The organism is Streptomyces sp. NPDC059477 (assembly GCF_042749375.1).
Lineage (GTDB): Bacteria > Actinomycetota > Actinomycetes > Streptomycetales > Streptomycetaceae > Streptomyces.
Genome location: NZ_JBHYUG010000010.1, coordinates 15,846 through 40,899, shown reverse-complemented (window position 1 = coordinate 40,899; position 25,054 = coordinate 15,846). Strand labels below are relative to the sequence as shown.

Here is a 25,054-nt window from a genome sequence, read left to right as displayed (position 1 = left end):
TCATCCCCGGCGAGTACGGCGAGGAAGCGCGCGTCCGCCGGAAGCGATGCCTAGGGTCACCTGGTGACTCACCGCTCAGAAAAAGTAACTCCCCGTGTCGCCCTCGCTGTCTGTTTCGCCTCCCTCGCCGCCTTCCTCACCCTCTGCGCGGTGCACGGCCTCCCCATGGCCGACGTACTCGTGTACCGGGCCGAGGGCGCGGCCGTCGCCGGTGGTCGTGATCTGTACGGCTTCACCGTCACCGAGTGGCAACTCCCCGCCACCTACCCGCCCTTCGCCGCGCTGCTGTTCACCCCCCTGGCCTGGCTGCCGCTGCCGCTGCTCAAGGGCGCGTTCCTCATCGGCAACCTGGCTCTCCTCGCCTGCCTCATCCACCTGTCCACCCGGCTCGCCGGTCACCCGACGCCCCGCCCGGACGGCCGCGTGGCCGGTCACCCGATGCCCCGCCCGGACGGCCGCGTGGCCGGTCACCCGATGCCCCGCCCGGACGTCAACCAGACCCTCACCCTCTGCACAGCCACCGCCCTGGCCCTCTGGCTGGAGCCCGTCTTCCAGACCCTCCTCTTCGGCCAGATCAATCTCGCCCTCGCCTGTCTGGTCCTCTGGGATCTCACCAGGGCACCCGGCGCCCGGGGCACGGGCGTGGCCATCGGCGTCGCGGCCGGGGTCAAACTGACCCCCGCCGTCTTCATCGCCTACCTCCTGCTACGAGGCCGGTACCGCGAGGCCGCCACGGCGGTGGCCGCGTTCGTGGGGACCGTCGCGCTCGGCGCGCTCGTACTGCCCCGCGCCAGCCTCGACTTCTGGACCCGGCACCTCCACGACACCGGCCGCGTCGGAAAGCCATGGATCGTCGACAACCAGTCCTTGCAGGGGCTCATCGCCCGCGCCCTGGGCGACCCCCACCCGGGCCTCGCCTGGGTGCTCCCGGCGGCGGTCGTCGCCGTCGCCGGTCTGTGGCTGGTCCGCCGCGCCCCGGACGAGCCCACCGCCGTGCTCCTCGCGGCCGGTACCGCCCTGCTGGTCTGCCCGATCAGCTGGAGCCATCACTGGGTCTGGTGCGTTCCCCTGATCGCTCTGCTCCTCGCCCGGGGGCGCCTCGCCCTGGCCGCCGTCACCGCCCTGCTCTGCACGGCCCGCACGATGTGGCTGGTCCCGCACCAGGGCGCGCTGGACCTGCAACTGCCCTGGTGGCAGCAGCCGCTGGCGTCGCCCTACGCCCTGCTGGGCCTCGCGCTGCTGCTCGGCGCGGCGGCTCAGCCCTCCGCGAGGAGTTCGTCCGCGTCCACGATCCGGTACGCGTAACCCTGCTCGGCGAGGAAGCGCTGGCGGTGGGCCGCGAAGTCCTGGTCGATGGTGTCGCGGGCGACCACCGAGTAGAAGTGGGCCTTGTGGCCGTCGGCCTTCGGCCGGAGCACCCGGCCCAGGCGCTGCGCCTCCTCCTGGCGGGAGCCGAACGTGCCCGACACCTGCACGGCGACCGTCGCCTCCGGCAGGTCGATGGAGAAGTTGGCGACCTTGGACACGACCAGCACACTGATCTCGCCCTCGCGGAAGGCGCCGAACAGCTTCTCGCGCTGGGCGTTGGACGTCTCGCCCTTGATCACGGGCGCGTCCAGATGCTCGCCCAGCTCGTCCAACTGGTCGATGTACTGGCCGATGACCAGGATCTGCTGCCCCGCGAAGCGGCGCACGATCGCCTCGGTCACCTTGCGCTTGGTCTCGGTCGTCGCACAGAAGCGGTACTTCTCCTCCGCCTCCGCCGTGGCGTACGCGAGCCGCTCGGTGTCGGTCAGATTGACCCGCACCTCCACACAGTCCGCGGGCGCGATATAGCCCTGCGCCTCGATCTCCTTCCAGGGCGCGTCGAACCGCTTCGGGCCGATCAGGGAGAAGACATCCGACTCCCGGCCGTCCTCGCGGACGAGGGTCGCCGTCAGGCCGAGCCGCCGCCGCGCCTGGAGATCCGCGGTGAACTTGAAGACCGGCGCGGGGAGCAGATGCACCTCGTCGTAGAGGATCAGGCCCCAGTCCCGCGAGTCGAAGAGTTCGAGGTGCGGGTAGACACCCTTCCGCCGCGTGGTGAGCACCTGGTACGTGGCGATGGTGACCGGCCGGATCTCCTTGCGCGTACCGCTGTACTCACCGATCTCCTCCTCGGTCAGCGAGGTCCGCTTCACCAGCTCGTGCTTCCACTGCCGGGCCGAGACGGTGTTGGTGACCAGGATCAGCGTCGTCGACTGCGCCTGCGCCATCGCACCCGCCCCGACCAGCGTCTTTCCCGCGCCGCAGGGCAGCACCACCACCCCGCTGCCGCCGTGCCAGAAGTTCTCCACGGCCTGCTTCTGGTACGGCCGCAGCGCCCAGCCGTCCTCGTGCAGCGCGATGGCGTGCGCCTCACCGTCCACGTACCCGGCGAGATCCTCCGCGGGCCAGCCCAGCCGCAGCAGCGTCTGCTTGATCTGCCCGCGCTCGGAGGGGTGCACGGCGACGGTGTCCGGGTCGATCCGGGCGCCGACCAGCGGGGCGATCCGCTTGGACCGCAGCACCTCCTCCAGCACCGGACGGTCGGTGCTGGTGAGCACCAGCCCGTGCGCCGGGTGCTTGCTCAGCGTCAGCCGCCCGTAGCGGTCCATCGTCTCGGCGATGTCGACCAGCAGCGCGTGCGGCACCGGGTAGCGGCTGTACTCCACCAGCGCGTCCACGACCTGCTCGGCGTCATGCCCGGCCGCCCGCGCGTTCCACAGCCCGAGCGGCGTCACCCGATAGGTGTGGATGTGCTCCGGCGCCCGCTCCAGCTCGGCGAACGGGGCGATGACCCGACGGCAGTCGTCGGCCTGCTCGTGATCCACTTCCAGGAGCAGGGTCTTGTCGGACTGGACGATCAACGGACCATTCACGCGCGGCACCCTTTCGTGCGGCCGGACGGTTCGGCCAAACGTCCAGTGTGCCTGATCGTCCGCCTGTGCCGGCCCGGAAGCCGTGAGCGGTCCGGCCACCGGCGATGTCGACTTTCCGACCCGATGCCACCCGTCGTACGGGATGTCTATTCAGCCCTGGGGGTGGCTCAGGTTGATCCGGCGGGTGGGGTGGTCCGGAGAATGCGGGAGTGTGCAGCACTCGACCCCCACATCTGTGACTCCCACATCTGCGACTCCCCGATCCCTGACCTCCACATCCTTGACCTCCACATCCCTGACCTCCGCCCCCTTCGCGCCCACGCCGCCCCCGCGCACGCTCGGGCTCGCGCTGTTCGCGACCCGCTGGCTCCAGGCACCGCTCTATTTCGGCCTGGTGGCCGTGCAGGGCGTGTACGTCTACAAGTTCTTCTACGAACTGTGGAAACTCATCCTCACCTGCGTGGGCGGACGGGCGACCGAGACCTACGTGATGCTCGCGGTCCTGAAATTAGTAGATGTCGTGATGATCGCCAATCTGCTGATCATGGTGATCGTCGGCGGTTACGAGACCTTCGTCTCCCGGATCGGCCTCCAGGGCCACCGCGATCAGCCGGAGTGGCTCTCGCACGTCAACCCGAACGTCCTCAAGGTCAAGCTGGCCACGGCGATCGTCGGGATCTCCTCGGTGCATCTGCTCCAGATGTTCGTGGACGTGCACCGCACCTCGAAGCACTCGCTGCTGTGGGGCACGGTGATCCACATGGCGTTCATCGTGTCGGCCGCGATCCTGGCGTACATGTCCGGGCCGATGGCCGCGCGGGCCGACCAGATCCACAGCGAGATCCAGTTGCAGCACCGGGAGGCCACCCGTCCCCACCCGGACGGCCCTGATGGCCCGGACAGCACGACGCCCGTTCAGGAGCACCTACCGGCGCCGGGCCCCGCGCTGCCGATTCCCGCGCCGCGCGCGGGTGAGGCGGGGGCGGAGTCGCGGATCGGCGAGGCCGGATTCCCCTCCCGCACCCTGCTGGAGCACTTCGACGCCGAGCACCCCCGCCTCTTCGACCGCGAGGCCGTGACCCGGCTCGGCAAACTGGACTTCCTCCCCGCCGGGCACAACGTCGTCTTCACCGGCCCGCCCGGCACCGGCAAGACCCATCTGGCGGTGGGGCTGGGCGTACGGGCCTGCGAGGCGGGGCACCGGGTGCGGTTCGCGACCGCCGCGGAGTGGGCCGTACGGCTGGCGACGGCCCAGGCGGCCGGGCGGCTGGACGCCGAACTCGCGGAGCTGGACGGCTACGGCCTGCTGATCGTCGACGAGGTCGGATACGTCCCCTTCGACGCGGACACCACCCGCCTCTTCTTCCAGCTCGTCGCCCACCGCTACCAGCGCGGCTCGATCATCGTCACCGGCGACCGGCCGCCCGGCCGCTGGGACGAGGTCTTCAGCGGCCCGGCCGCGGCGGCCATGGCCGACCGGCTCGCCCACCACGCCGAGATCGTCCGCCTGGACGGCGACAGCTATCGCACCCGCTGGGTCACTTCGGGCCGGTGAGTCCCGGCACCACGATGTTGTTGATCAGCGGGCCCTCCACGTTCAGCGTCTCGGAGATCAGCGACCCCGGGCCGATGACGGCGGGCAGCGGAAGGGGCGTGGCCGCGTTGAGCGGCGCCGCGACGGCTCCCGGGGCGGCGTCCGCCTCGGGAGCGAGGGCGGCGATCAGCGCGGCGGTGGAGATCAGCGCGGCGAGCGTGACGGCGACGGTGGCGGTACGGGGGGAGACGGGGCGCTTGGCACGCATGGGAGCGTCGGGGCCTTTCATCAGCGGAGCGTGAGGGGAGAACCGGGGGCCGGCTGGACCGGGGGACCGTGCCCGGCCCTCCGCCGTGCCCGCGGTCGTGGTCGGTGCGGCGGCGACTCTGCGGGCGTGGCGCATGGAGTTCCCTTTCGGCTGCGGCTTGGACTTCGACGGAACCCGCCCGACCCGCCCGGGTCCGGGACCTGCCCGCGTCCCCGGGTGCACGAGCTCGATCAGAACACCCCGTGGCTGCCCGCCCCTCCCCACCGGGATGCGGCACGCCGGTCAACGTCCCTCATGGGGGCGAAGCCCTCGGCGTGGCGTGCATGAATCGGGGGATACACCCCGGGGAGTGACGGGTGGAGGGTCGTGCCCATGGGGGACCGCGGGGGCCTCAGCCCGAGCCCGTCTCCCCGTCCGGCCCGCCCGCCCGCTCGTCCTCCGCCGCCAGCTCCGCCACCCCCGTGATCCGGTGCAGCGGATACGTGCGGACCTCGTCCGCCGTGTGGTCGTACGCCGTGACGTAACCGCCCTCGACCCGCACCGGGGCGATCACGCGCTGACTGGCGGCGCCCTCGGCGTTGACGTAACCGATCCACAGGGTCTGGCCGGTCAGTACGGCGGCCTGCATGGTGGCGAGGGTCTCGGCGGGGCCGGTGCGGGGCAGGTCGCCGCCGGTCGTCGCCGGGGTGTCCTTGCGCGGGGTCGTGGCGGCCAGGTCGCCCGCGCGGATCGCCCGGATCGCCGCCCTCAGCAGCGTCGCGTCGGGCGGCGGCGGCCCGTCCGGGACCGGCTCGGGCGCGGCGCGCGGCGGCGTGCGGTGGGCCAGCGCGCGGGTGATCAGGACGTCCCCCTCCGCCGACTCGGCGGCCGGTGCGAAGCCCATCGCCCGCAGCCCCTCCAGCAGCGAGCCCGGGTCGGTCTGCGCGGCCAGCACGGTCGGCGCGAGCCGCCGCAGCCGCAGCCCGGCGGACCGCTTGTCGGCGAGGATCTCGCCGAGCACGGCGTCGTCGTCGCAGCGCACGTACGCCGACGCCGCGCCGATCCGCAGATGGCCGTGGCGGCGGGCCACGTCGTCGATCAGGTACGCCAACGGCTGCGGCACCGGCGTCCGTGAGTGCGTCGCGAGGAAGGCATGCAGGTCGGAGGCCGTCTGACCGGCGTCGAGGCCACGCCGTACCGAACCCGGCGTGAAGCGGTACACCGTCGCCCCGCCCTTGGACTCCACGTCCGCGACCACCCCCAGCACCTCCGCGAGCGGGCGCTGGAGCGGGCCGGGCGCCACGGCGGTGAGGTCCGCCTGGAGCAGGACGTGATCGAGCGGCTCGGGCAGCTGCGGGGCCAGTGCGCGGGCCGCCGCCGCGGACGCCACGGCCTGTTCGGCGGCGGAGAGCGGCTCCGGTACGGGGTGGGGGCGGGAGCGGTGGTGGACGGGGAGCTTGGCTCCGGCGTCGGAGGCGTCGTCGGAGGCATCGCCGCCAGGGTGGGGAGGGGCGTCGCCGGGGTGGGGAAGGTTGTCGCCGGTGTGCGGAGGGGCGTCGTCGGCAGCGGATGCCAGGTCCGCGTCCGCCAGCCCCAGCAGCACCCGGCCGTGCCCCGCCAGCGCCCCCCGCCCCGTGATCCCCAGCAATTCCGCCTCGGTCAGCGTCCAGCGGGCGAGCCGGGAGCGGAGGTCGTCCTCGCGGCGCGGGGGGCGTTCCCAGCGCAGCCGGTCCAGGACCGACCCGGGGGTCGGGGCCCCGCCCGGCGGCAGGTCCGCGAGGAGGGCCAGCACCCGGTGCCGTACCTCCGGCGCGGCCGAGCGGTCGAGGCCGGGGCCCAGCGCCGCCAGGGTGCGGTCCTTGCCGTCCCGCCCGCCGACCAGCCCCGGCGTGCGCGTCGCCGTCAGCCAGGTCTCCGCCAGCTGTGCCCAGCGCTCCGCCGGGGGCCGGTCGCGCCACTCGTCGTACAGCGGCGTCGCCGCGAACCGCTCGTCCGTCTCCCCGTCGGAGGCGATCAGACCGGCCGCGTGGGCCAGCTCCACCCAGAAGGCGGCGACCGGCTCGGAGACATCGAGGGCGACCGCCGTACGCTTCAGATCGCGCACGCTCAGACCGCCCGCCCGCAGCACGGCCGGCCCGCCCTCGTCCCAGTCCTTCAGCAGCTCCTCGATCGTGGCCAGCGCGGTGAACGCCTGTCCGGCCGCCGTCGAGTCCACCACCCGGGCCCGGTGGACGGAGGCCGCGACCACCGCCGGAGGCAGTGGTTCCGGCGTCCGGTGGGCCCGGCCGCCCCGCAGATGCAGGGCCACTTCCCGGGGGAGTACGACCGTCCCGGGCGCCGTCGGCAGCAGTAGCCCCCGGTCGAGCAGCCACCGCAGCCGGGGCGCCGGATCCGCCGTGACCTGCCCGTACGGCGGCCCCCACACCAGCCGGGTCAGGACGTCGAGGGACTCCGCCGGGGCCTTCGCGAGCAGCGCGGCCAGCCGCCCGCGGTCGCCGAACAGGCCCGTCAGCGCCACCGCCGCCGACACCGCGTCGTGCGTGGCGGGCAGCCCGGCCGCCGCCACGATCTCCTGGATCCGCCCCGGCGACATCCCCGCCGTCGCCTCCCGCACGGTCGGGCCGAGGCCGGTCGGGGACGGATGCTGCGGCGAGGGCGCCAGCAGCTCCTGGGCCGTGCGCACCAGCCGCAGCCGGTCGTCGCCGCCCCACACCAGCGCCTGTCCGCGCAGCGTCGCCACCGCCCCGGGCAGCGCGTCCGTCACCGCCGGATCGCCCTCGTCGCCCGCCAGCAGGGCGAGCAGTTCGCCGTACGTCGCCGGATCCGGGGCGACGGCCAGCGCCTGCGCAGTCTGCTGGGCGAAACGGTCCAGCCGCTCCAGCGCCCGCAGCACCGAGGCACGGGTGCCCGCGCGGGTGGCCAGCTGGGTCAGATCGGTCGGGACCGGCGTGACGAGATCCGGGCGACTGCGCAGCAGCGCGGCCAGGGAGGCGTCGTCCCTGGCGCGGAGCGCTTCCGCGAGGGAGCGCGGGGCGGCCGGCTTCACGTCGCTCATCCGGTCAACGGTAGCGGGTCGGTGTGCCGGGGCGCCGCCCTTGGGCATCGGGTGGGGCCGGCCGGGCGCGCGGGGTACGGCCACCCGGGGAGGAGGAGTGCGCCGACCGCACGGGAATGCGCCGCCCGGCCTCGCCCCGTCCGGTCGCCTGTGTGCCCGGCGTCCCCCGGCGAACGGGACGTTACCGAGATGTCCTAGGGGTGAACTTCCTCGGGACGATTCCGGTGACCCTGGTCACACTCGGCGACCGCTGGTCACTCTTGACCCCCAGTCAATTGCGTGGCGCACGAACCGACATGGATCACCTCAGTCGAATCAGGGGGCATTCGATGAATGATCAGGTCGAGCGGTGGATCGCCGTCCTCTCTCTCGCCATTCCGGTCGCGGCCTTCCTCTGGGAGTTCATCGTCGTCGGCCGCAAGCGGCTCGGCTACCGGGTGCAGATGGACACCCTCGCCGCCGACGCCACCCAGTCCCAGCACGCCGAGGTGCTGCGCGGCATGGAACGCGACGGCCACCGGCTGAAGGACCCCTCCTTCGTGCTGCTGCGCATCGAGAACGCCGGCTCGACCCCGATCGAGGCGGGCGACTATCTCGCACCCGCCGACGACGACCACGGCATAACAGTCACCTTCCCCGGACGCCAGGTCGCCGCCATGGTCGTCACCGAACTGAGCCAGAGGGAGCTGGCCGGCTTCTTCCTCCGGGTGGACGAGACCGGACAGACCGTCGCCACCTCCGGCTTCCGCTTCGACAACAACGACGGCGCCGGTGTCATCCGGCTGCCGAAGGCCACCCTGCCGCGCGGCGCCGAGTACAAGGTGCTGGTGGTGCTGGAACGCTGGCCCGACGACCGGGGCACCGGCGCCTTCCCCGCCCCGGAGTTCGTGGGCGCGGTCGGCAGCAACTCCCGCTGGCACGACCCCGTGATGCGGTTCCTTCGGCTGAAGCTGGCCCGTACCGAGAGCCATGTCTTCGCCTCCCGCCCGGCCTGGTACGGCATCTGGGTGCTGACCGCGGCCGTCATCGCCCAGGCGGTCCTCGTCTTCGTGCCCAACGGGCTGCGCCCGCCGCTGGACTGCGTCGCGGGCGAACTGAAGCTGTCCGGCTCCACGGCCTTCGCCCCCGCCGTACGGGCCGCCGCCGAGGACATGGTCGAGCGGTGCGAGGGATCGGGCCTGAGCATTCCGCTGGCGGACGACGACTTCCAGGGCAGCACCGACGGCATCACCGAGCTGGAACACGCCGGGGAGCAGTCGGGGATATCGGTCCATGAGGGACTCGGTGACCATCTCGCCTTCAGCGACGGCGAAGCGGAAGACAACCACACTGCTCTGATCGCGCACCCCGTCGGCGTCCTCGTGTTCGCCGTCGTGGTGAACGTGGACACCCAGGTGGCGAAGCTCGACAGCGAAAAGCTCCGCGGAATCTTCTCCGGCGAGATCAAGAACTGGTCCGAGGTCGGCAAGGGAAACCTCCCCGTCCGCGTCATCAACCGCGAAGCCCAGTCCGGCACTCGCGCCGCCCTCGTCGACAAGGTTCTGGGCAAGCAGCCGAACCAGTTCACCGAGACCGACTGCGCCGCCTTCCGTGGAGACAAGAAGACATACGGTCGCTGCGAGGTCGGCGACACCGACACCATGCTCCGCATGGTCCGCGAGATCCCGGGCGCCATCGGCTACAGCGAAGCCGGTGCCGTGGGGGACACGGACGCCGACACCCTGGCGAAGATCCACATCGGCGACGCGCCTGCCACCGTCGACGGCGTCGAAGACAGGTCGTACCCCTTCTGGCAGACCGAGTTCGCCTACACCTACGGCATCCCGCCCGCCGGTTCCGTCGCCGCCGCCTTCCTGACCTTCCTCACCCAGCAGGCCGGCCGGGACTCCGTCCGCGAGCACGGCCACGGCCTCTGCTCCGACATGCGGGACCCCGGCGAGTGCAGCCCGGAATGGCCGGTCCCGACTGCGCTACCGTCGTAGCACCGGCCATCGCGGGCCGAAACGGGCAGTGGGGCACCCCCGAGGGGACTTGTGTGGGGATCGAGAGCGACCAGGTCGTCTACGAGTATCTGAGCCGCGTCGGCGATGTGGCGCACCGGCAGCAACTGCCGTCGTCGGCCCGGATGCGGCTGGTCTCCCAGCTGCGCGACGAGATCGACCGGCGGCGGGCCAAGGTCGCGGTGGACAGTCCCGCCGCCGTCCACCGCATCCTGACCCGTATCGGCACGCCCGAGGAGATCGTGGCCAAGGCGGGCGGCACCCCGGCCGCGCCCGACACCCCGAGCGCGGCCGTCCCCCTCCAGCGCGAGGACGGCGAGCCCCCGGCCCGCACCCGCCGGCTGCGCCGGGGCATCCCCAAGCCCCGCGCCGCCGACCCCGGAACCTTCGCCCCGACGACCGGCCCGTCCTCCCCGCATGTCGCCCCCGCCCATGAACTGGGCGACCCCAGCACCCAGCCCGACTGGTGGCGCACCGACAGCACCCCGTTCGGCCCCGGTGACGAGGTCCCCGGATTCATAGGAGGCGTGGAGATCCCGGAACTCCTCAAGCCCCCGCCGCGCAAGGACCAGCGGGAGGAAAGGGGAGAACCGGCACCGGACGACGACGAAGAGCCGGGAGCGGGACCGGAGGGATCATCGCAGGAGTGGGAGGAGTCCGACGAGGCGGAGGACCGGCCCACCTCCCGGAGATCCCGCCGCTTTCTCCGCCTGCCCGCCTCCCGCGAATGGCACAACCCGCTCCTGCTGCTCGCCGCGGCCCTGCTGCTCGCGGGCGCGGTCCTGGGCAACCTGATCGCCCTGGCCGTCGGCTGGCTCATCGCCTGGGCCTCGCGCCGGCTGACCCGCGCGGAGATGAAGACGGCGGTCATGATCCTGCCCGCCCTCACCGTGACCGCCGGGCTGGTCTGGCTCTGGGGCCGCACCGAGGGCCGCTGGGGCGACCCCATCGCCGAGGGCCAGATGAGAGCCGCCCTGGACGAGACCTGGCCCTGGGTCCTCAGAGCGGCGGCGGTGACATCGGCGGCCTTCCTGATCTGGCGCTCCCAGCGCCAGCGCCAGGGCTAGCCACGCCGCTGCCGGGCTCTGGCTATCTGGCACCCTCCACTCACCACCGGCCCGCACGGCCGGGCGGCCCCGCACCCGTGCCTTGGCCCACGCCCACCCCACACCACCCCGCCTCCCACCCCCCTCGGCACAATGGACCCCATGACTCCCGCCCCCGCCGCTTCCCCTCCTCCCGCGCCCACCGTCGGGTTCGATCTCGATATGACGCTCATCGACTCCCGGCCCGGGATCCACGCGTGCTACCGGGCGCTGGCCGAGCGGACCGGCGTGTTCATCGATGCCGATCTGGCGATCACCCGGCTGGGGCCGCCGCTGGTGGAGGAGCTGGTGAACTGGTTCCCGGCGGAGCGGGTGCCCGCGATGGCGGATCTGTACCGGGAGATGTACCCGGGCATCGCGATCACCGCGACCCCGGCGATGCCCGGCGCGCACGACGCCGTGGCGGCGGTACGGGCGGCCGGCGGGCGGGCGATCGTCGTCACCGCCAAGTACGAGCCCAACGCGAAACTGCATCTGGCGCATCTCGGCATCGAGCCCGACGCGGTCGTCGGCGACCTGTGGGCCGAGGCCAAGGCGGCGGCGCTGCGCGAGCACGGGGCCACCGTCTACGTCGGCGACCACGTGGGCGACGTACGCGGGGCCCGGGCCGCCCGCGCGCTGTCGGTCACCGTGCCGACCGGGCCATGTGACGCGCGCGAGCTGCGCGAGGCGGGCGCCGATGTCGTACTCGACGGTCTCGGCGCGTTCCCCGGATGGCTTTCGGACTACCTCGCGGCCGTCCCGGACGCGGACGACGAGACCGCTCGGGCCTGACGGCGGCCGGCCGCCGCCCCCTGGTACACCCCCACCCCGGCGATCAGGAATCCGACGCCCATCAGCATGCTCAGCAGGAACATGTACGTCGGAAAAGGTGTCGAGCCGAGGAACAGCGGGGCCACGGTGACGACGGTGGCCACCGTACCGATGAGGAACACCACGGCACCGGCGCGGATCAGCCGGTCGCCGGGCGCGGCGGAATTCGTTTGGGTTTTGTCACGCACCGGACCAGGGTAGTTCCCAGCGCAAAGGAACAACCGGGCGACGTCTTGTCACCCGCCTCAAGACCATTAGCCTTGGTAGCTCTTGGTGGTACTTGGTAGCGGCGGGTCACGGTCGACCCGCCCCCGTGCTGTCAAGAGCCGTTTCCGAAGCAGTTTTCCGACGAGTACGAGGACGAGGACAGACGTGCCTACCGGCAAGGTCAAGTGGTTCAACAGCGAGAAGGGCTTCGGCTTTCTCTCCCGCGACGACGGCGGTGACGTCTTCGTCCATTCCTCGGTTCTCCCCGCCGGAGTCGAGACACTCAAGCCGGGACAAAAGGTGGAGTTCGGTGTCGTCGCGGGGCAACGCGGTGACCAGGCCCTTTCGGTGACTCTCCTGGATCCGACCCCGTCCGTCGCCGCGGCCCAGCGCAAGAAGCCCGACGATCTGGCCTCGATCGTCCAGGACCTGACGACGCTCCTGGAGAACGTCACACAGACCCTGGAGCGGGGCCGCTATCCCGACAAGGTGGCGGGCAAAAAGGTCGCCGGACTGCTGCGCGCGGTCGCCGACCAGCTCGACGTATAAAGACGCAAAGAGGCGCAGGGCTCAAGGGAACTTCAGCGCGTTCGGGCCGAGGGGCGGAAGCAGTCCCTCGGCCGCCGCGCGGGTGAGCAGCCCGCGTACCGCCGCATAGCCGTCCGTACCGAGGTCGGCGGTGAATTCGTTGACATACAACCCGATGTGCTGGTCCGCGACCGCCGGGTCCATTTCCTGGGCGTGTTCGCGCACATACGGGCGGGAGGTCTCGGGGTCGTCCCAGGCGGCCCGTACGGAGGACCGGATCGCGTCGGCCAGCCGCTCCAGCGCCGCCGTGCCCAGCGTCCGCTTGGCGATGATCGCGCCCAGCGGGATCGGCAGCCCGGTGGTGTGCTCCCAGTGCTCGCCCAGGTCCGCGAGCTTGCGCAGCCCGTAGTTCTGGTACGTGAAGCGCGCCTCGTGGATGACGAGGCCCGCGTCGACCTTCCCGTCCCGCACGGCCGGCATGATCTCGTTGAACGGCATCACCACGATGTCCCCGACCCCGCCCGGGACGGTGTCCGCCGCCCACAGCCGGAACAGCAGGTAGGCCGTCGACCGCTCGCTCGGCACCGCCACGGTCCGCCCGGCCAGGTCGGCACCGGCCTCCCGGGCCAGCACCAGCGGCCCGCAGCCCCGGCCCAGCGCCCCGCCGCACGGCAGCAGGGCGTACTCGTCGAGGACGTACGGCAGCACGGCGTACGACACCTTCAGCACGTCGGACTCGCCGCGCTCGGCCATGCCGTTGGTGATGTCGATGTCCGCGAAGGTCACGTCCAGCGCGGGGGCGCCCGGGACGCGGCCGTGGGCGAGGGCGTCGAAGACGAAGGTGTCGTTCGGGCAGGGGGAGTACGCGATCCTCAGCTGATCGCCGGTCGGGTGATCGCCGGTCGGCGAGTCGGCGGTCGGCTGGTCGGCGGTCGGGTGCTCACCGGTCGTGCCGGTCGTGTCGCTCATACGGTTTCCAACTCTCCAGGGCGGGTGCGAGCTTCCCGGAACCGGCGGTCAGGGCCGCGAGGGCGTCGGGAACGCGCCAGGCGGACCGGTCGCGCGGGCCGACGGCGTTGGACACGGCCCGCAGCTCCAGCACCGGCACGCCGTGCGCGGCGGCGGCCTCGGCGACCCCGAAGCCCTCCATCGCCTCGGCCAGCGCGTCCGGGTGCGCGGTGCACAGGGCGGCGGCACGGGCGGCCGTACCGGTGACGGTGGAGACGGTCAGGACGGTGCCCGGGAGCGCGCCGGTCGTGGTGGCCACGGCGGCGACCAGGGCCGGGGGCGGGCGGTGGGTGACGGTCCCGAAGCCCAGGTCGGTGACCGGGAGGAACCCCTCGGGCGTCTCGGCGCCCAGATCGGCCGCGGTGATCGCGTCCGCGACGACCAGCGCGCCGACGGGCGCGTGGGGGGCGAAGCCGCCCGCGATACCGGCGCTGACGACGAGATCGTACGGCCGTCCGGCGAGTGCGGCGGCGGTCAGCGCGGTGGCCGTGCTCGCGGCGGCGAGGGCGGGGCCGACACCGGCGGCGAGGAGATCGGGGCCGGCGGGGACGCGCAGGAGGGCGGCGGTCCCGGGGAGCGGGACCTCCCGGGGAGCGGGCGTGAACGCCCGTGCCACCGCGTCCCGTTCGGCGGGGACCGCGGTGACGACGAGGACGCGCGGACCGGACGTGATCAGTCGCCCTTCTTCAGCTTGAAGGACCACAGCCCGGTGGCCTGGGTCGGGCCCTCCTGGATGGACACCGTGGTGGTGTTGCCGGTGGCGCCGTACTGGGCGTTGAAGAAGACGCTGCCCGGGATGTTCCGGTACGTCTTGTCGGAGGAGTCGGTGAGCGGCTGGCCGTTCATCAGGATGACCCAGCCCTTGTCCGCGATGTCCGGGTCGACGCCGAAGCGCACATCCCCTTCGAGGTCCTCCACGGTGATCGTCTTGATGTCCGGGTCCCGCAGGCACGTCGTCAGTTCCTCGGTGCTCAGCGGCTTGCCGTCGTTGTAGCAGTCCGCCTCGGAGCTGATGGAGTCCGTGCCGACGGTGATCGTCGCCATCGGGGTCGGCTTCTCGCAGGCGGTCAGCGCGAGCAGTCCGGCGGAGACGGCGCCGACGGCGGCGACGGCGCGGCGGCGTCGCACACGGGATTGCATCGTGGTCATGGCCGAAGGTTATCGGGCGAGCGGGGCCGCCCCGCCACGCGGGGTGGCGGCCATGCGGGGGTTGTACCGGGGCGTCGTGGGCCGGTCCCGGCCCGGCTCAGGCGACCCTCGGATGCGGCCGGCCGCCACGGCGTGCCGAACCCAGCAGCCCCCGTACGGTGCTCAGCCACCCGGCGGCGACGATCGCGGCGGCGACGGACAGCCCGAAGGGGCCGTTCAGCGGCAGCGCGATACCGACCGCGCCGCCCAGCACCCACGCCACCTGGAGCAGCGTCTCCGAGCGGGCGAAGGCGGAGGTGCGCACCTGTTCCGGGACGTCCCGCTGGATCAGGGCGTCCAGCGACAGCTTGGCCAGTGCCTGCCCGAATCCGGCGACGGCCGCCAGACAGGCCACCAGGAAGGCGCCGAAGAACAGGGCGGCGACGATCGCCGCGCCGAGCACACAGGCCACCACCGTCACGATGATGATCTCCGGGGCGCGGTCCCGCAGCCAGGCCCCCACCGCCGTACCGCACGCGTTGCCCGCGCCCGCCGCGACGGCGACCGTGGCCAGGGAGACCGCCGCGCTCTGCCCGGTCAGCGGATGCTCGCGCAGCAGGAACGCCAGGAAGAAGATCAGGAAGCCGGACAGACAGCGCAGGGCGGCGTTGGCGCCGAGCGCGTGGGTGACGGCGGTGCCGACGGTCCGCAGCCCGGGCCGCTTGGCCGCCTTCTGGTACGGGCCGTGCAGATGGTCGGCGTCGGCGGCGAGCAGCGCGGTGTCCTCGCCCTTGGCCGAGTCGACCTTGGGCGGCAGCGAGAAGGAGAGGAACGTCCCTGCGACGAAGATGACGAACGCCCCGTACAGCGGCCAGCGCGGCCCGATGAACTGGAGCCCGGCCCCGATGGGAGCGGCGACGCCGGTGGCGAGCAGCCCGCCGAGGGTCACTCGGGAATTGGCCTTGACCAGGGAAAACCTGGGCGGCAGCAGCCGGGGCACGACGGCGCTTCTGACCACGCCGTACGCCTTGGAGGCGACGAGCACGCCGAGGGCAGCCGGGTACAGCTCGATGCCGCCGCTGATCACCGCGGCGGACAGCACCAGGGCGAGCAGCGCGCGGGCCAGCATGGCGCAGGCCATGGCGAGGCGGCGGCCGTGCGGGACGCGGTCGAGGAGGGGGCCGATGACGGGGGCGAGGAGGGTGAACGGGGCCATGGTGATCGCGAGGTACAGGGCGACCCGGCCGCGGGCCTCGTCGGTGGGTACGGAGAAGAAGACGGTGGAGGCCAGCGCGACGGTGATCATGACGTCTCCGGCGCCGTTCACTCCGTGCAGTTCGATCAGCTTGCCGAGGCCGGATTCGCCGGCGCCGTGGGCGTGCGTGGCCTTGCGGATACCCCGCGCGGTCCCGGAGAACGGCGACCGCAGGACACGCCCGACCGCCCGGACGGCCCCACCCACCCGACCCGCCCCACCCTCACGCCTGCCCGCGCCTGCCACGCCGTTCATAGTGCCCCGAGATGGCCCCGGGTAGGCGGAATCGCCATCGAACGCGCGCCGGGCCGGGCACGGGCGGGGGCCGGCGGGGGCTCCGGCGGTCACGTCCGTGGGCCCAGGAAAACTCCGGCGCGGGGTGCCGAATGGGCGTCGGTGTAGGCCCCCGGACGGGGAACAGGCAGAATGGGTGACGTAGGTGCGCCCGAGCGCGACAGGCATGGACGTCGACGCGGTCTTCCGTTCCGCTCCGTCCCCCCAACCGCCGGAGGCAAGCCGCACCCGGTAGCGACGGCGTAGGAGAGAAGCGATACCTGTGAGCGCAGCGACAACGCGAAGCCGCACCCCCGACCGTCTGTGCGCCGAGGCCGTCGACCTCGCCCGCGCCGCCGCCGAGGAGGCTGCCGCGCCCGGGGTGGTAGGAGAGCACACGGGCCTGACGAGCGAGGGCGACCGTGTTGTCACCCACTTCTTCGTGTGCAAGGAACTGGGCTACCGGGGCTGGCGCTGGGCCGTCACGGTGGCACGCGCCTCCCGCGCGAAGCTCGTCACCCTGGACGAGGTGGTCCTGCTCCCCGGCCCGGACGCCCTGCTCGCCCCCGAGTGGGTGCCCTGGAGCGAGCGGCTGCGCCCCGGCGACATGGGCCCCGGCGATCTGCTGCCCACCGACGCCGACGATCTGCGTCTGGAGCCCGGCTTCAGCGGCGAGGACGCGCCCCCGCCGAACTCCGCGGTCTCCGAGGACATGGCGGAACTGGTCGAGGCGGAGGACGCCGAGGTCAGCGCCGGTACGCCCGCTCATCTCCCGGTCGTCCCCTCCCGAGGTTCCATCGCGGCGGTGGCGCAGGAGCGGGGTCTGGGCCGCGCCCGGGTCCTGTCCCGCTACGGGCTGCACATCGCCGCCGACCGCTGGGAGGAGTCGTTCGGCGCGCAGACCCCCATGGCCCAGGCCGCTCCCGCCACCTGCGTGAGCTGCGGCTTCCTGGTCGCCATCGGCGGCTCCCTCGGCCAGGCCTTCGGCGCCTGCGCCAACGAGTTCTCCCCGGCCGACGGCCACCTCGTGTCCCTCTCCTACGGCTGCGGCGGCCACTCCGAGGCCGCGGTCGTCCCCAAGCCCCCGCAGCCGGCCGAGCCGGTCATCGACGAGACGAAGGTCGACGCGTTCCCCCTCCGCCCGGCGAAGGACTCGGGTTCCGTCCCGGAAACACCCGACGAGACGACGGCGGAGCTGGGGCACTCGTAGTCCCCGTTACGCATCCCTTGCGCACGACCCCGTCCCCGACGAGTTCGTCCCGCGCGCCCGACCCGGCCGAGACGGTCGAGTCGGGTTCGGGCGGGTTGTTCCCGTGCCCGGATGCGGGCGCGGTCCCTGTGAGCGAGGCAGGGTCCCGGTCCGTGCTGACCCGCCTGCCCGGGCAGGGGATCAACTAGGCTGACGTCAGGTGCGTGGCCCGTGTCCATGATCCGGGATCAAGGCCCCCGACCGCTCCCTTTGCAGGGCTTGGAGGAAGCCGTGACCGCCGAACTCCCCGACTGGATGATTCCGCCCAGGCCCAGCGGCTGGGAAGCCGACGACCTCGACCATCTCCCCCAGGCCCCGCGGCACACCGAACTCATCGACGGAGCGCTGATCTTCATGATGTCGCCGCAGCGGTCCTGGCACTCCCGGCTCGTGGAGAACCTCACCTTCGCCCTGCGGCACGCGGCCCCCGAAGGATTCGAGGTCGAACGCGAGATGACGGTGCGCCTCGACAACAAGAGCCGCCCCGAGCCCGACATCCTGGTCACCACCGTCGCCTACGACCCCGACCGCACCTGGTACGCACCCGAGGACGTCGCCCTCGTCGTCGAGGTCGTCTCGGAAGAATCGGCCGACCGTGACCGGTCCCTCAAACCCTTCAAGTACGGACAGGCCAGGATCACCCACTTCTGGCGCATCGAGGACGAGGCCGGAGCCCCCGCCGTCCACACGTACGAACTCGACATCATGACCCGCACCTACGTACCCACGGGCATCCACCGAGGCCGCCTGAAGACCTCCGTGCCCTTCTCCCTCGACATTGCCCTCGACACCCTCGTGCCCACGCCCTGACCGGCCCGCACCGGACTCAGTGACCGTCATTCGACGTGGCTTGGCGAGCACCTCGTCCTTTATGGCTCCTATGCGGCTTTCATGTGCCCGCGTTTGTCGGTCGCCGTTCAAACGTGGTCCACTTTCTCGTTATTGCTATGTAATGGCAATGCGATGAACCGCGAACCGGGCCGAGGGTAGGTTCGATCGTCCGGGTCCGGGGGCGATCATCGGCGCCGTCCGGTGACGCCTCATGAGCCAAGGAGATCCACACGGTGCCCGTCCGCCGCCTCACGCATGCCCCGCGGCCCACGTCCGACGACGTCCCGCCCCAGACCGGCCCCGCGGACGGCACCCCAGGGGAGGGCGCGAAGCGGACCGCCGCCCCGGCCGGGGGCGCGAATCTCCGGCTCGACATCCAGGGCCTGCGGGCCGTGGCCGTCACCCTCGTGGTGCTCGGCCACTCCGGGGTGTCCTCCATGGCCGGCGGATACGTCGGCGTGGACGTCTTCTTCGTGATCTCCGGCTTCCTGATCACCTCGCTGATGCTCCGCGAGTGGGGCCGCGACGGCCGGATCTCCCTGGGCCGCTTCTACGCCCGCCGGGCGCTGCGCCTGCTGCCCGCCTCCACCCTGGTCGTGCTCGCGACACTGGCGGGCTCCTGGCTCTTCCTGGGCCCGCTGCGCTTCGCGGACTACGCCAAGGACGCCATCGCCTCCGCCTGGTACGTCGTCAACTTCCGGCTCGCCGAGGCCGGGACCGACTACTTCAACACGGACGTACCGCCCTCCCCGTTCCAGCACTTCTGGTCGCTGGCGGTCGAGGAGCAGTTCTATCTGATCTGGCCCATCGTCCTGATCGTCGCCCTCAAGCTGTTCCGGCGCCGGGCGCTGCTCGCGATCCCGCTGCTCGTGCTCGCCGCCGCCTCCTTCGCGCTCAGCCTCCACCTCACCGAAACCTCCCCCTCCTGGGCCTACTTCGGCTCCCAGGGCCGGATCTGGGAACTGGCGGTGGGCGCCCTGCTCGCGCTCGCGGCCCACCGGCTGCACGAGATCCCGCGCCCCCTCGCCGCGGTCCTCAGCTGGGCCGGACTGGCCGCCATCGGCTACGCGGCCGTGTCCTTCGACGAGAGCACCCCCTTCCCCGGCCATCACGCCCTGATCCCGGTCTTCGGTGCCGCGGCCGTCCTCGCCGGTGGCGCGGCGGCCGGGCGGTACGGCGCGGGCGCGGTGCTGTCGCTGCGGCCCGCCGTCTGGATCGGCGGGATCTCCTACGCCTGGTACCTGTGGCACTGGCCGCTCATCATCATCGTCCCGGCCGCCGTCGGGTTCGGCGCGGACGACGGGCCGCTGCGCCTGATCGCCGCGCTGGGCGGCATCCTGCTCGCCTGGGGCACGCTGCACCTGGTCGAGGACCCGATGCGCTTCCACCGCGCGTTCAAGGCGCACGCCGCCCGGGGACTCACGCTGGGGCTCGGTCTGTCGGCCGCCGCGGCGCTGGCCGCCGTGGTCACCCTCCAGTTCCCGCCCACCCTGGACGAGGGCGGCGCCCGGCAGAGCACCAAGGACACCCTCGCCGCCGCGTCCGACCCCCGCGCCACCCTCACCGAACTCCTGGAACAGCCGGTGGAGAAACTCCCGGCCAACCTCGAACCGAGCCTGCGCGACACCGCGTACGAACGCTCCGCGCTCTACACCGACGACTGCGCCCTCACCATGACCGGCACGGTCCAGACCGAGCCCTGCCTGTACGGCGACAAGACCGCCGACCGCAGCGTGGTCCTCTTCGGCGACTCCCACGTCGCCCAGTGGTTCCCGGCGCTCGACGCCATCGCCCGGGAACACCAGTGGCGGCTGTACTCCTTCACCAAGAACGCCTGCAAGGTCTCCCAGATCACCATCGAGTGGGAGGGCGGCCCGTACTCCACCTGCGACGACTGGCGGGACGTGACCATCGAGAAGATCCAGGAGATGGAGCCCGAACTCGTCATCACCTCCAGCTCCAACTCCGCCAAGCTGTACGGCGAGGGCGACCTCGGCGACGCCTGGGGCGAGGGACAGGCCGAGACGTACCGGATGCTCCAGCGGGGACGCACCCAGGTGCTCACCCTGCTCGACAACCCCTGGCCGAAGAACAACACCGTGGACTGTGTGTCGGCCAACCCCGGCGACCTCGCCTCCTGCACCCGCGACCGCTCCGAGGCCGACCCCAAGCCCGAGGTCACCGAGGCGATCCGCGAGGCCGCCGCCGCCGAGGACGTCACCGTCATCGACCCCTACGACTGGGTCTGCGCCCCCTCCGGCACCTGCCCGGTCGTGGTGGGCAACACCCTCGTCTACCGGGACTACGGCCACCTGGCGGACGGCTTCGTCGAGGCCCTCACCCCCGTGGTGGAGGACGAACTGCTCCGCCTGTTCGGCGCCGACCTGAGCGAGCGCCCGGGGGCGTGACACCGGGCCGGACGGCCGGGCGGATCGCGATACCGTCTCCTCACGCCGATGAGGAGAGTGAACGTGAGCAAGTTCGTGCGGCCGGCCCCCGAGGGAGCCGACCCGTTCGCGACCGCCCGGCTCCGCCGTGGGGTGCTCGACGCGTGGGCCACCAGCCCGGCCCGGTTCCGGGAGGACGCCAACGCCGAGGAAGACCTCGTGCTCGGCGGCTACCGGGACCGCCTGGTCGTCGAGCTGGCGCAGAACGCCGCCGACGCCGCCGCCCGTGCCGGGGTGCCCGGACGGCTCCGGCTCACTCTCCGTGAGGGCGTCCTCGTCGCCGCCAACACGGGCGCCCCGCTGGACGCCACCGGGGTCGAGTCGCTGGCCACCCTGCGCGCCTCCGCCAAACGGGACACCGAGTCGGTGGGGCGCTTCGGCGTCGGGTTCGCCGCCGTCCTCGCCGTGACCGACGAGCCCGCTGTCGTCGGGCGGCACGGCGGGGTGCGCTGGTCGCTCGCCGAGGCGCGGGACCTCGCCGCCGGGACCGCCCGCCACAGCCCCGGCCTGGGCGACGAGATCCGGCGCCGGGACGGTCACGTCCCCCTGCTGCGGCTGCCGTTCGCCGCCGAGGGCACCGCCCCGGACCCCTACGACACCGCAGTGATCCTGCCGCTGCGCGACACCGCCGCCGCCGAACTCGCCGAACGGCTGCTCGACGCCGTCGACGACGCCCTGCTGCTCGCCCTGCCGGGGCTGGCGGAGGTCGTCGTGGAGGCGGGCGGGGAGGAACGGGTCCTGCGGCGCGGCCAGGACGGTGACCTGACCGTCGTGGAGGACTCCCGGGACGGGGTCAGCCGGTGGCGTACCGCGACCGCGCACGGAGCGCTCGCCGCCGCACTGCTGGCCGACCGGCCCGTGGAGGAGCGCTCGCGGCCCCACTGGTCGGTGACCTGGGCGGTACCGGTGGACGGCGAGGGCGCCCCGACCGCCCCGCGCACCAGCCCCGTCCTGCACGCCCCCACCCCCAGCGACGAGCCCCTCGGCGTGCCCGCCCTGCTCATCGCCTCCTTCCCGCAGGACACCACCCGCCGCCACACCGCGCCCGGCCCGCTCACCGACTTCCTGGTCGAGAGGGCCGCCGACGCCTACACCGAGCTGCTCGCCGGCTGGCGTCCGGTGACCGACGGGATCATCTCCCTCGTCCCCGGTCCGCTCGGCAAGGGCGAACTGGACGGCGTACTGCGCCAGGCGATCCTCCAGCGGCTGCCCCGCACCTCCTTCCTGCCCCCCGCCCTCCCGCCCGCCGACGAGGACGCCCCCGAGTCGCTGCGCCCGAGGGACGCGGAGGTCGTGGAGGGCGCCGGGGCCGACACCGTACGGGTGCTCGCCGAGGTGCTGCCGACGCTGCTGCCCGCCGGGCTCGAACGGCGGGTCGAGCTGCGCACGCTGGGCGTCGCCCGGGTGCCGCTGACCGACGCGATCGACCGGCTGGCCGGACTGGAGAAGGCGCCGCACTGGTGGCGGGAGCTGTACGACAGCCTGGCGGGCGTCGATCCGGACCGGCTGTCCGGGTTGCCCGTGCCCCTCGCTGGGGGTACCTCCCAGGCTTTCGGCTCTGGGGGAGGCCGTACGACGATCGGGCCCCGGCAGGTGCTGCTGCCGACGCCCGACCCGGCCGGGCTCGACCCCGAGGCGCTGGTGCGGCTCGGGCTGAAGGTCGCCCACCCGGACGCCACGCATCCGCTGCTGGAGAAGCTGGGCGCGCTGCCCGCGACCCCGAGGGCGGTCCTCACCACCCCGCAGGTACGGGCGGCGGTCGCCGCGTCCCTGGACGACGAGGGCGTCGGCTGGGAGGACGACACCCCGGACGCCGAGGAACTCGCGGACACCGTGCTCGCGCTGGCGCGGGCGGCCGGGCTGGAGCCCGGCGACGAACCCTGGCTGGGGGCGCTGGCCCTGCCCGACGAGGACGGCGAGCTGTCCCCGGCCGGTGAACTGGTCCTGCCCGGCAGCCCGTTCGCCGCCGTCATGCGCGAGGACGAACTCGCCTACGTGGACGCCGAGCTGGCGTCCAAGTGGGGCGAACAGCCGCTCGCCGCCTGCGGGGTCCTCGCCAACTTCGCCCTGGTCCGTGCGACGGACGTGGTCCTGGACCCGGACGAACTGGAGCCCCGCGAGGGCGACTTCGCCCAGCCCGACGACCCCGGGCTGCTGGACGCCGTGGACGTGTGGTCCGAGGACATCCTCGACCGCTTCCCGGACTCGCCGGTCCCGCCCGTCGCCACCGAGCTGATCGCCGTACGGGACCTGGACCTGGTGGACGAGGACAAGTGGCCCGAGGCCCTGGCCCTGCTCGCCCGGCCGCCCCTGCGCGACGCCCTCACCCAGCCGGTCCGCGTCCTGCTCCCCGACGGCACGCACGAGGCCGTACGGCCGTACACGGCATGGTGGCTGCGCGGGAACCCGGTGCTGGACGGCCGCCGCCCGGCGGGCCTGCTGGCGTCGGGCGGTGACCCCCTGCTGCGCGGCCTGTACGAGGAGGCCGACGCGACCGGCTTCGACGACGAGCAGGTGCTGCGGGCGCTGGGCGTGCGGACATCGGTGGCGGCGCTGCTGGAGGAGCCGGGCGGCGCGGCGGAACTCCTCGACCGCCTCGCCGACCCCGACCGTGACGTATCGGGCTCCCAACTGCACGCCCTGTACAGCGCGCTGGCGGATCTGGACCCCGAGCAGGTGACGCTCCCGGACGACCTGCGGGCCGTGCTCGACGGGCGGGTGACGGTGGTCGAGGCGTCGGACGCGGTGGTCGTGGACTCGCCGGATCTGCTGCCCTTCACGGACGGGGTGCCGCTGCTGCCGGTCCGCCCGGCCCGCGCGGCCGAACTGGCGGAGCTGTTCCAGGTACGGCGGCTGAGCGAGTCCGTCAGCGGGGTGGTGGACTCGCAGGGGACCGAGCACGACGTACCGGAGCCGGTACGGGTGCTGCTGGGCGCCCGGACCCCGTCCTCCTACGTCGAGCACGAGGAACTGCTGGTCGACGGGGTCGAGATCGACTGGCGGCTGACCACGGACGGGGTGCTGCACGCGGCCACCCTGGAAGGCGTCGCGGCGGGGCTCGCGTGGGCGGCCCGGCAGTGGCCCCGGCGGTTCGAGGTGGCGGCACTGCTGGAGGATCCGTCGCGGACGGGGGAGCTGGCGCGGGACCGCTGGTTCGACTGAGGGCGGGTGCCGCCAGGAAACGGCGGAGGACCGGCCGGGAAACGGGCGGAGGACTGTCCTGGAAACGGGCGGTGCTCCGCCCGCACCTCGGCAGGCGGGCACAGAAACTTCATAACTGTGTACAACCAATGGGCCGCGCAGCGCATCTCATCCAGTGAGCCAACAGGCTCCCCGATCGAAAGGGCCTCGTGCGAGACCACGCGCTGTGTACAGCGCGACCGCCGGGCCTCAACTCCCCTGGGGGGAATGCACATGCGCAAGCGGGTCACACTCGGCGTCGTCACAGGCGCTCTGGCCCTGTCCGGCCTGGCTGTTCCGGCTGCCCAGGCCGACGGCGACGCCCACCGTCAGAAGGACGTCGCCAAGACCGTGGAGGCCGTGCGCGCGGCGTCCGACGCCGCCGACGGCAAGAGCGCCTTCCGCGCCGCCGCCGAGCCCGGCGTCCCGTTCGACCTGGACCTGAAGTTCTCCGGTGTGAAGGTCAACAACGGCAAGCCGATCGTCGCCGGTCCCACCAAGCAGGTCACCGTGCCCGTGACCTACAAGATCACGCACGCGAAGAGCGTCGACATCAAGGCCGACGACTTCATCATCGACGTCGAGCTGTACCGCGGCCAGGACGGCTACCTCTTCGGTGACTACCTCCCGACCTGCACGCCCACCTCGTCGACCACCGCCAACTGCAAGGGGCAGATCGACATCTACCCCGACCTCGAACTGATCAACTCGGACGCCGGCACCTGGACCGCCGCCGGATACGCGGTCGCCCTGAACGGCGAGGACCCGCTGTCCGAGAACCCCGACTGGAGCAAGATCGGTGTCGTGGAGCAGGACAAGCTCACCACCGCCAAGCTCCAGCGCGCGCCCAAGCTGACGGTCAACGCCAGCCCCGAGCCGGTCAAGAAGGGCAAGACCATCACGGTCACCGGCAAGCTCACCCGCGCCAACTGGGAGACCGGCACCTACACGGCGTACAGCAGCCAGTCGGTCAAGCTCCAGTTCCGCACGAAGAGCGCCACCAGCTACACCACCATCAAGACCATCAAGTCCAACTCCAAGGGCGACCTGAAGACCACGGTCACGGCGTCCAAGGACGGCTACTACCGGTACAGCTTCGCCGGGACGACCACCAGCCCGGCGGTCAGCGCCCCGGGTGACTTCATCGACGTGAAGTAGACGCGGGTCGGGTTCCCTCGCGGGGAATAACACCGCCGGGGGGACCCCGGGCCGGGTTGCACCCGCTTAGTGTGTGGGGCCCGGGGGGCTCGCGCGCCCCCTAACACCGGCCCCCCCCGGCGCCCCCCCCCCCCC

Annotated in this window: 19 protein-coding genes; 11 read left to right on the top strand and 8 right to left on the bottom strand. The window is 72.7% G+C overall.

The window, feature by feature from the left end; translation table 11 throughout:
• Positions 1 to 63 precede the first annotated feature (63 nt).
• Positions 64 to 1,305, top strand: coding sequence for a glycosyltransferase 87 family protein (locus tag ACFXAZ_RS07640; protein ID WP_384586358.1), 1,242 nt, complete (start codon positions 64 to 66; stop codon positions 1,303 to 1,305).
• Here ACFXAZ_RS07640 and ACFXAZ_RS07635 read toward each other — a convergent pair.
• The gene (locus ACFXAZ_RS07635) at positions 1,257 to 2,900 is read right to left on the bottom strand and encodes a DNA repair helicase XPB (RefSeq protein ID WP_384586356.1); all 1,644 of its coding nucleotides are present in this window, start codon (positions 2,898 to 2,900) and stop codon (positions 1,257 to 1,259) included. The genes ACFXAZ_RS07640 and ACFXAZ_RS07635 overlap by 49 nt on opposite strands.
• Positions 2,901 to 3,180: 280 nt before the next feature.
• Here ACFXAZ_RS07635 and istB point away from each other — a divergent pair, with 280 nt between their 5' ends.
• Entirely contained in the window at positions 3,181 to 4,455 is a 1,275-nt protein-coding gene (gene istB / locus ACFXAZ_RS07630) for an IS21-like element helper ATPase IstB (protein ID WP_384586354.1), read from the top strand.
• On the opposite strand, the gene ACFXAZ_RS07625 is transcribed toward istB, so the two are convergent.
• Both ACFXAZ_RS07625 and ACFXAZ_RS07620 read right to left on the bottom strand, forming a co-directional pair.
• Entirely contained in the window at positions 4,439 to 4,723 is a 285-nt protein-coding gene (locus tag ACFXAZ_RS07625) for a hypothetical protein (protein WP_384586352.1), read from the bottom strand. The two genes, istB and ACFXAZ_RS07625, sit on opposite strands and share 17 nt — an antisense overlap.
• 370 nt (positions 4,724 to 5,093) lie before the next feature.
• On the bottom strand, positions 5,094 to 7,736 hold the full coding sequence (locus ACFXAZ_RS07620; protein WP_384586350.1) for a helicase-associated domain-containing protein: 2,643 nt from the start codon (positions 7,734 to 7,736) through the stop codon (positions 5,094 to 5,096).
• A gap of 329 nt (positions 7,737 to 8,065) precedes the next feature.
• On the opposite strand from ACFXAZ_RS07620, the gene ACFXAZ_RS07615 reads away from it, so the two are divergent.
• The 3 genes from ACFXAZ_RS07615 (at position 8,066) to ACFXAZ_RS07605 (ending at position 11,616) form a co-directional block, all read left to right on the top strand.
• Positions 8,066 to 9,718, top strand: a complete 1,653-nt coding sequence (locus ACFXAZ_RS07615) for a substrate-binding domain-containing protein (RefSeq protein ID WP_384586348.1) — start codon at positions 8,066 to 8,068, stop codon at positions 9,716 to 9,718.
• A gap of 53 nt (positions 9,719 to 9,771) precedes the next feature.
• The gene (locus tag ACFXAZ_RS07610; RefSeq protein WP_384586346.1) at positions 9,772 to 10,803 is read left to right on the top strand and encodes a hypothetical protein; all 1,032 of its coding nucleotides are present in this window, start codon (positions 9,772 to 9,774) and stop codon (positions 10,801 to 10,803) included.
• Positions 10,804 to 10,944: 141 nt separating this feature from the next.
• Positions 10,945 to 11,616, top strand: coding sequence for an HAD family hydrolase (locus tag ACFXAZ_RS07605; RefSeq protein WP_384586344.1), 672 nt, complete (start codon positions 10,945 to 10,947; stop codon positions 11,614 to 11,616).
• Here the strand turns inward: ACFXAZ_RS07605 and ACFXAZ_RS07600 are convergent.
• Positions 11,568 to 11,843: a hypothetical protein gene (locus ACFXAZ_RS07600; RefSeq protein WP_384586342.1), complete on the bottom strand. Its 276-nt coding sequence runs from the start codon at positions 11,841 to 11,843 to the stop codon at positions 11,568 to 11,570. The two genes, ACFXAZ_RS07605 and ACFXAZ_RS07600, sit on opposite strands and share 49 nt — an antisense overlap.
• Positions 11,844 to 12,027: 184 nt before the next feature.
• Here ACFXAZ_RS07600 and ACFXAZ_RS07595 point away from each other — a divergent pair, with 184 nt between their 5' ends.
• Positions 12,028 to 12,411 carry a cold-shock protein gene (locus tag ACFXAZ_RS07595; protein WP_382684139.1) on the top strand — a complete coding sequence of 128 codons (384 nt, stop codon included), beginning with the start codon at positions 12,028 to 12,030 and terminating at the stop codon, positions 12,409 to 12,411.
• A 21-nt stretch (positions 12,412 to 12,432) separates the two neighbouring features.
• On the opposite strand, the gene ACFXAZ_RS07590 is transcribed toward ACFXAZ_RS07595, so the two are convergent.
• From ACFXAZ_RS07590 to ACFXAZ_RS07575, 4 genes are all read right to left on the bottom strand, one after another.
• Positions 12,433 to 13,359, bottom strand: a complete 927-nt coding sequence (locus ACFXAZ_RS07590; protein WP_384586339.1) for a 1,4-dihydroxy-6-naphthoate synthase — start codon at positions 13,357 to 13,359, stop codon at positions 12,433 to 12,435.
• Positions 13,331 to 14,101 carry a futalosine hydrolase gene (locus tag ACFXAZ_RS07585; protein WP_384586337.1) on the bottom strand — a complete coding sequence of 257 codons (771 nt, stop codon included), beginning with the start codon at positions 14,099 to 14,101 and terminating at the stop codon, positions 13,331 to 13,333. The genes ACFXAZ_RS07590 and ACFXAZ_RS07585 overlap by 29 nt, the downstream gene beginning before the upstream one ends.
• Positions 14,071 to 14,547, bottom strand: a complete 477-nt coding sequence (locus tag ACFXAZ_RS07580) for a DUF2771 domain-containing protein (protein WP_384586335.1) — start codon at positions 14,545 to 14,547, stop codon at positions 14,071 to 14,073. Before ACFXAZ_RS07580 ends, ACFXAZ_RS07585 begins: the two co-directional genes overlap by 31 nt.
• A 97-nt stretch (positions 14,548 to 14,644) precedes the next feature.
• Positions 14,645 to 16,036: an MFS transporter gene (locus ACFXAZ_RS07575; protein WP_384586333.1), complete on the bottom strand. Its 1,392-nt coding sequence runs from the start codon at positions 16,034 to 16,036 to the stop codon at positions 14,645 to 14,647.
• Between the two features lie 301 nt (positions 16,037 to 16,337).
• On the opposite strand from ACFXAZ_RS07575, the gene ACFXAZ_RS07570 reads away from it, so the two are divergent.
• From ACFXAZ_RS07570 to ACFXAZ_RS07550, 5 genes are all read left to right on the top strand, one after another.
• Complete coding sequence (locus tag ACFXAZ_RS07570; protein ID WP_384586331.1) at positions 16,338 to 17,264, top strand: DUF3027 domain-containing protein; 927 nt, start codon at positions 16,338 to 16,340, stop codon at positions 17,262 to 17,264.
• Positions 17,265 to 17,558: 294 nt separating this feature from the next.
• Entirely contained in the window at positions 17,559 to 18,113 is a 555-nt protein-coding gene (locus ACFXAZ_RS07565) for a Uma2 family endonuclease (RefSeq protein WP_384586522.1), read from the top strand.
• 254 nt (positions 18,114 to 18,367) lie between these two features.
• A complete protein-coding gene (locus ACFXAZ_RS07560) occupies positions 18,368 to 20,542 on the top strand; it encodes an acyltransferase family protein (protein ID WP_384586329.1) in 2,175 nt (724 codons plus the stop codon).
• Positions 20,543 to 20,605: 63 nt separating this feature from the next.
• Positions 20,606 to 23,743, top strand: coding sequence for a sacsin N-terminal ATP-binding-like domain-containing protein (locus tag ACFXAZ_RS07555; RefSeq protein ID WP_384586327.1), 3,138 nt, complete (start codon positions 20,606 to 20,608; stop codon positions 23,741 to 23,743).
• Positions 23,744 to 23,995: 252 nt separating this feature from the next.
• Positions 23,996 to 24,919: a hypothetical protein gene (locus ACFXAZ_RS07550; protein WP_384586325.1), complete on the top strand. Its 924-nt coding sequence runs from the start codon at positions 23,996 to 23,998 to the stop codon at positions 24,917 to 24,919.
• Positions 24,920 to 25,054 lie beyond the last annotated feature (135 nt).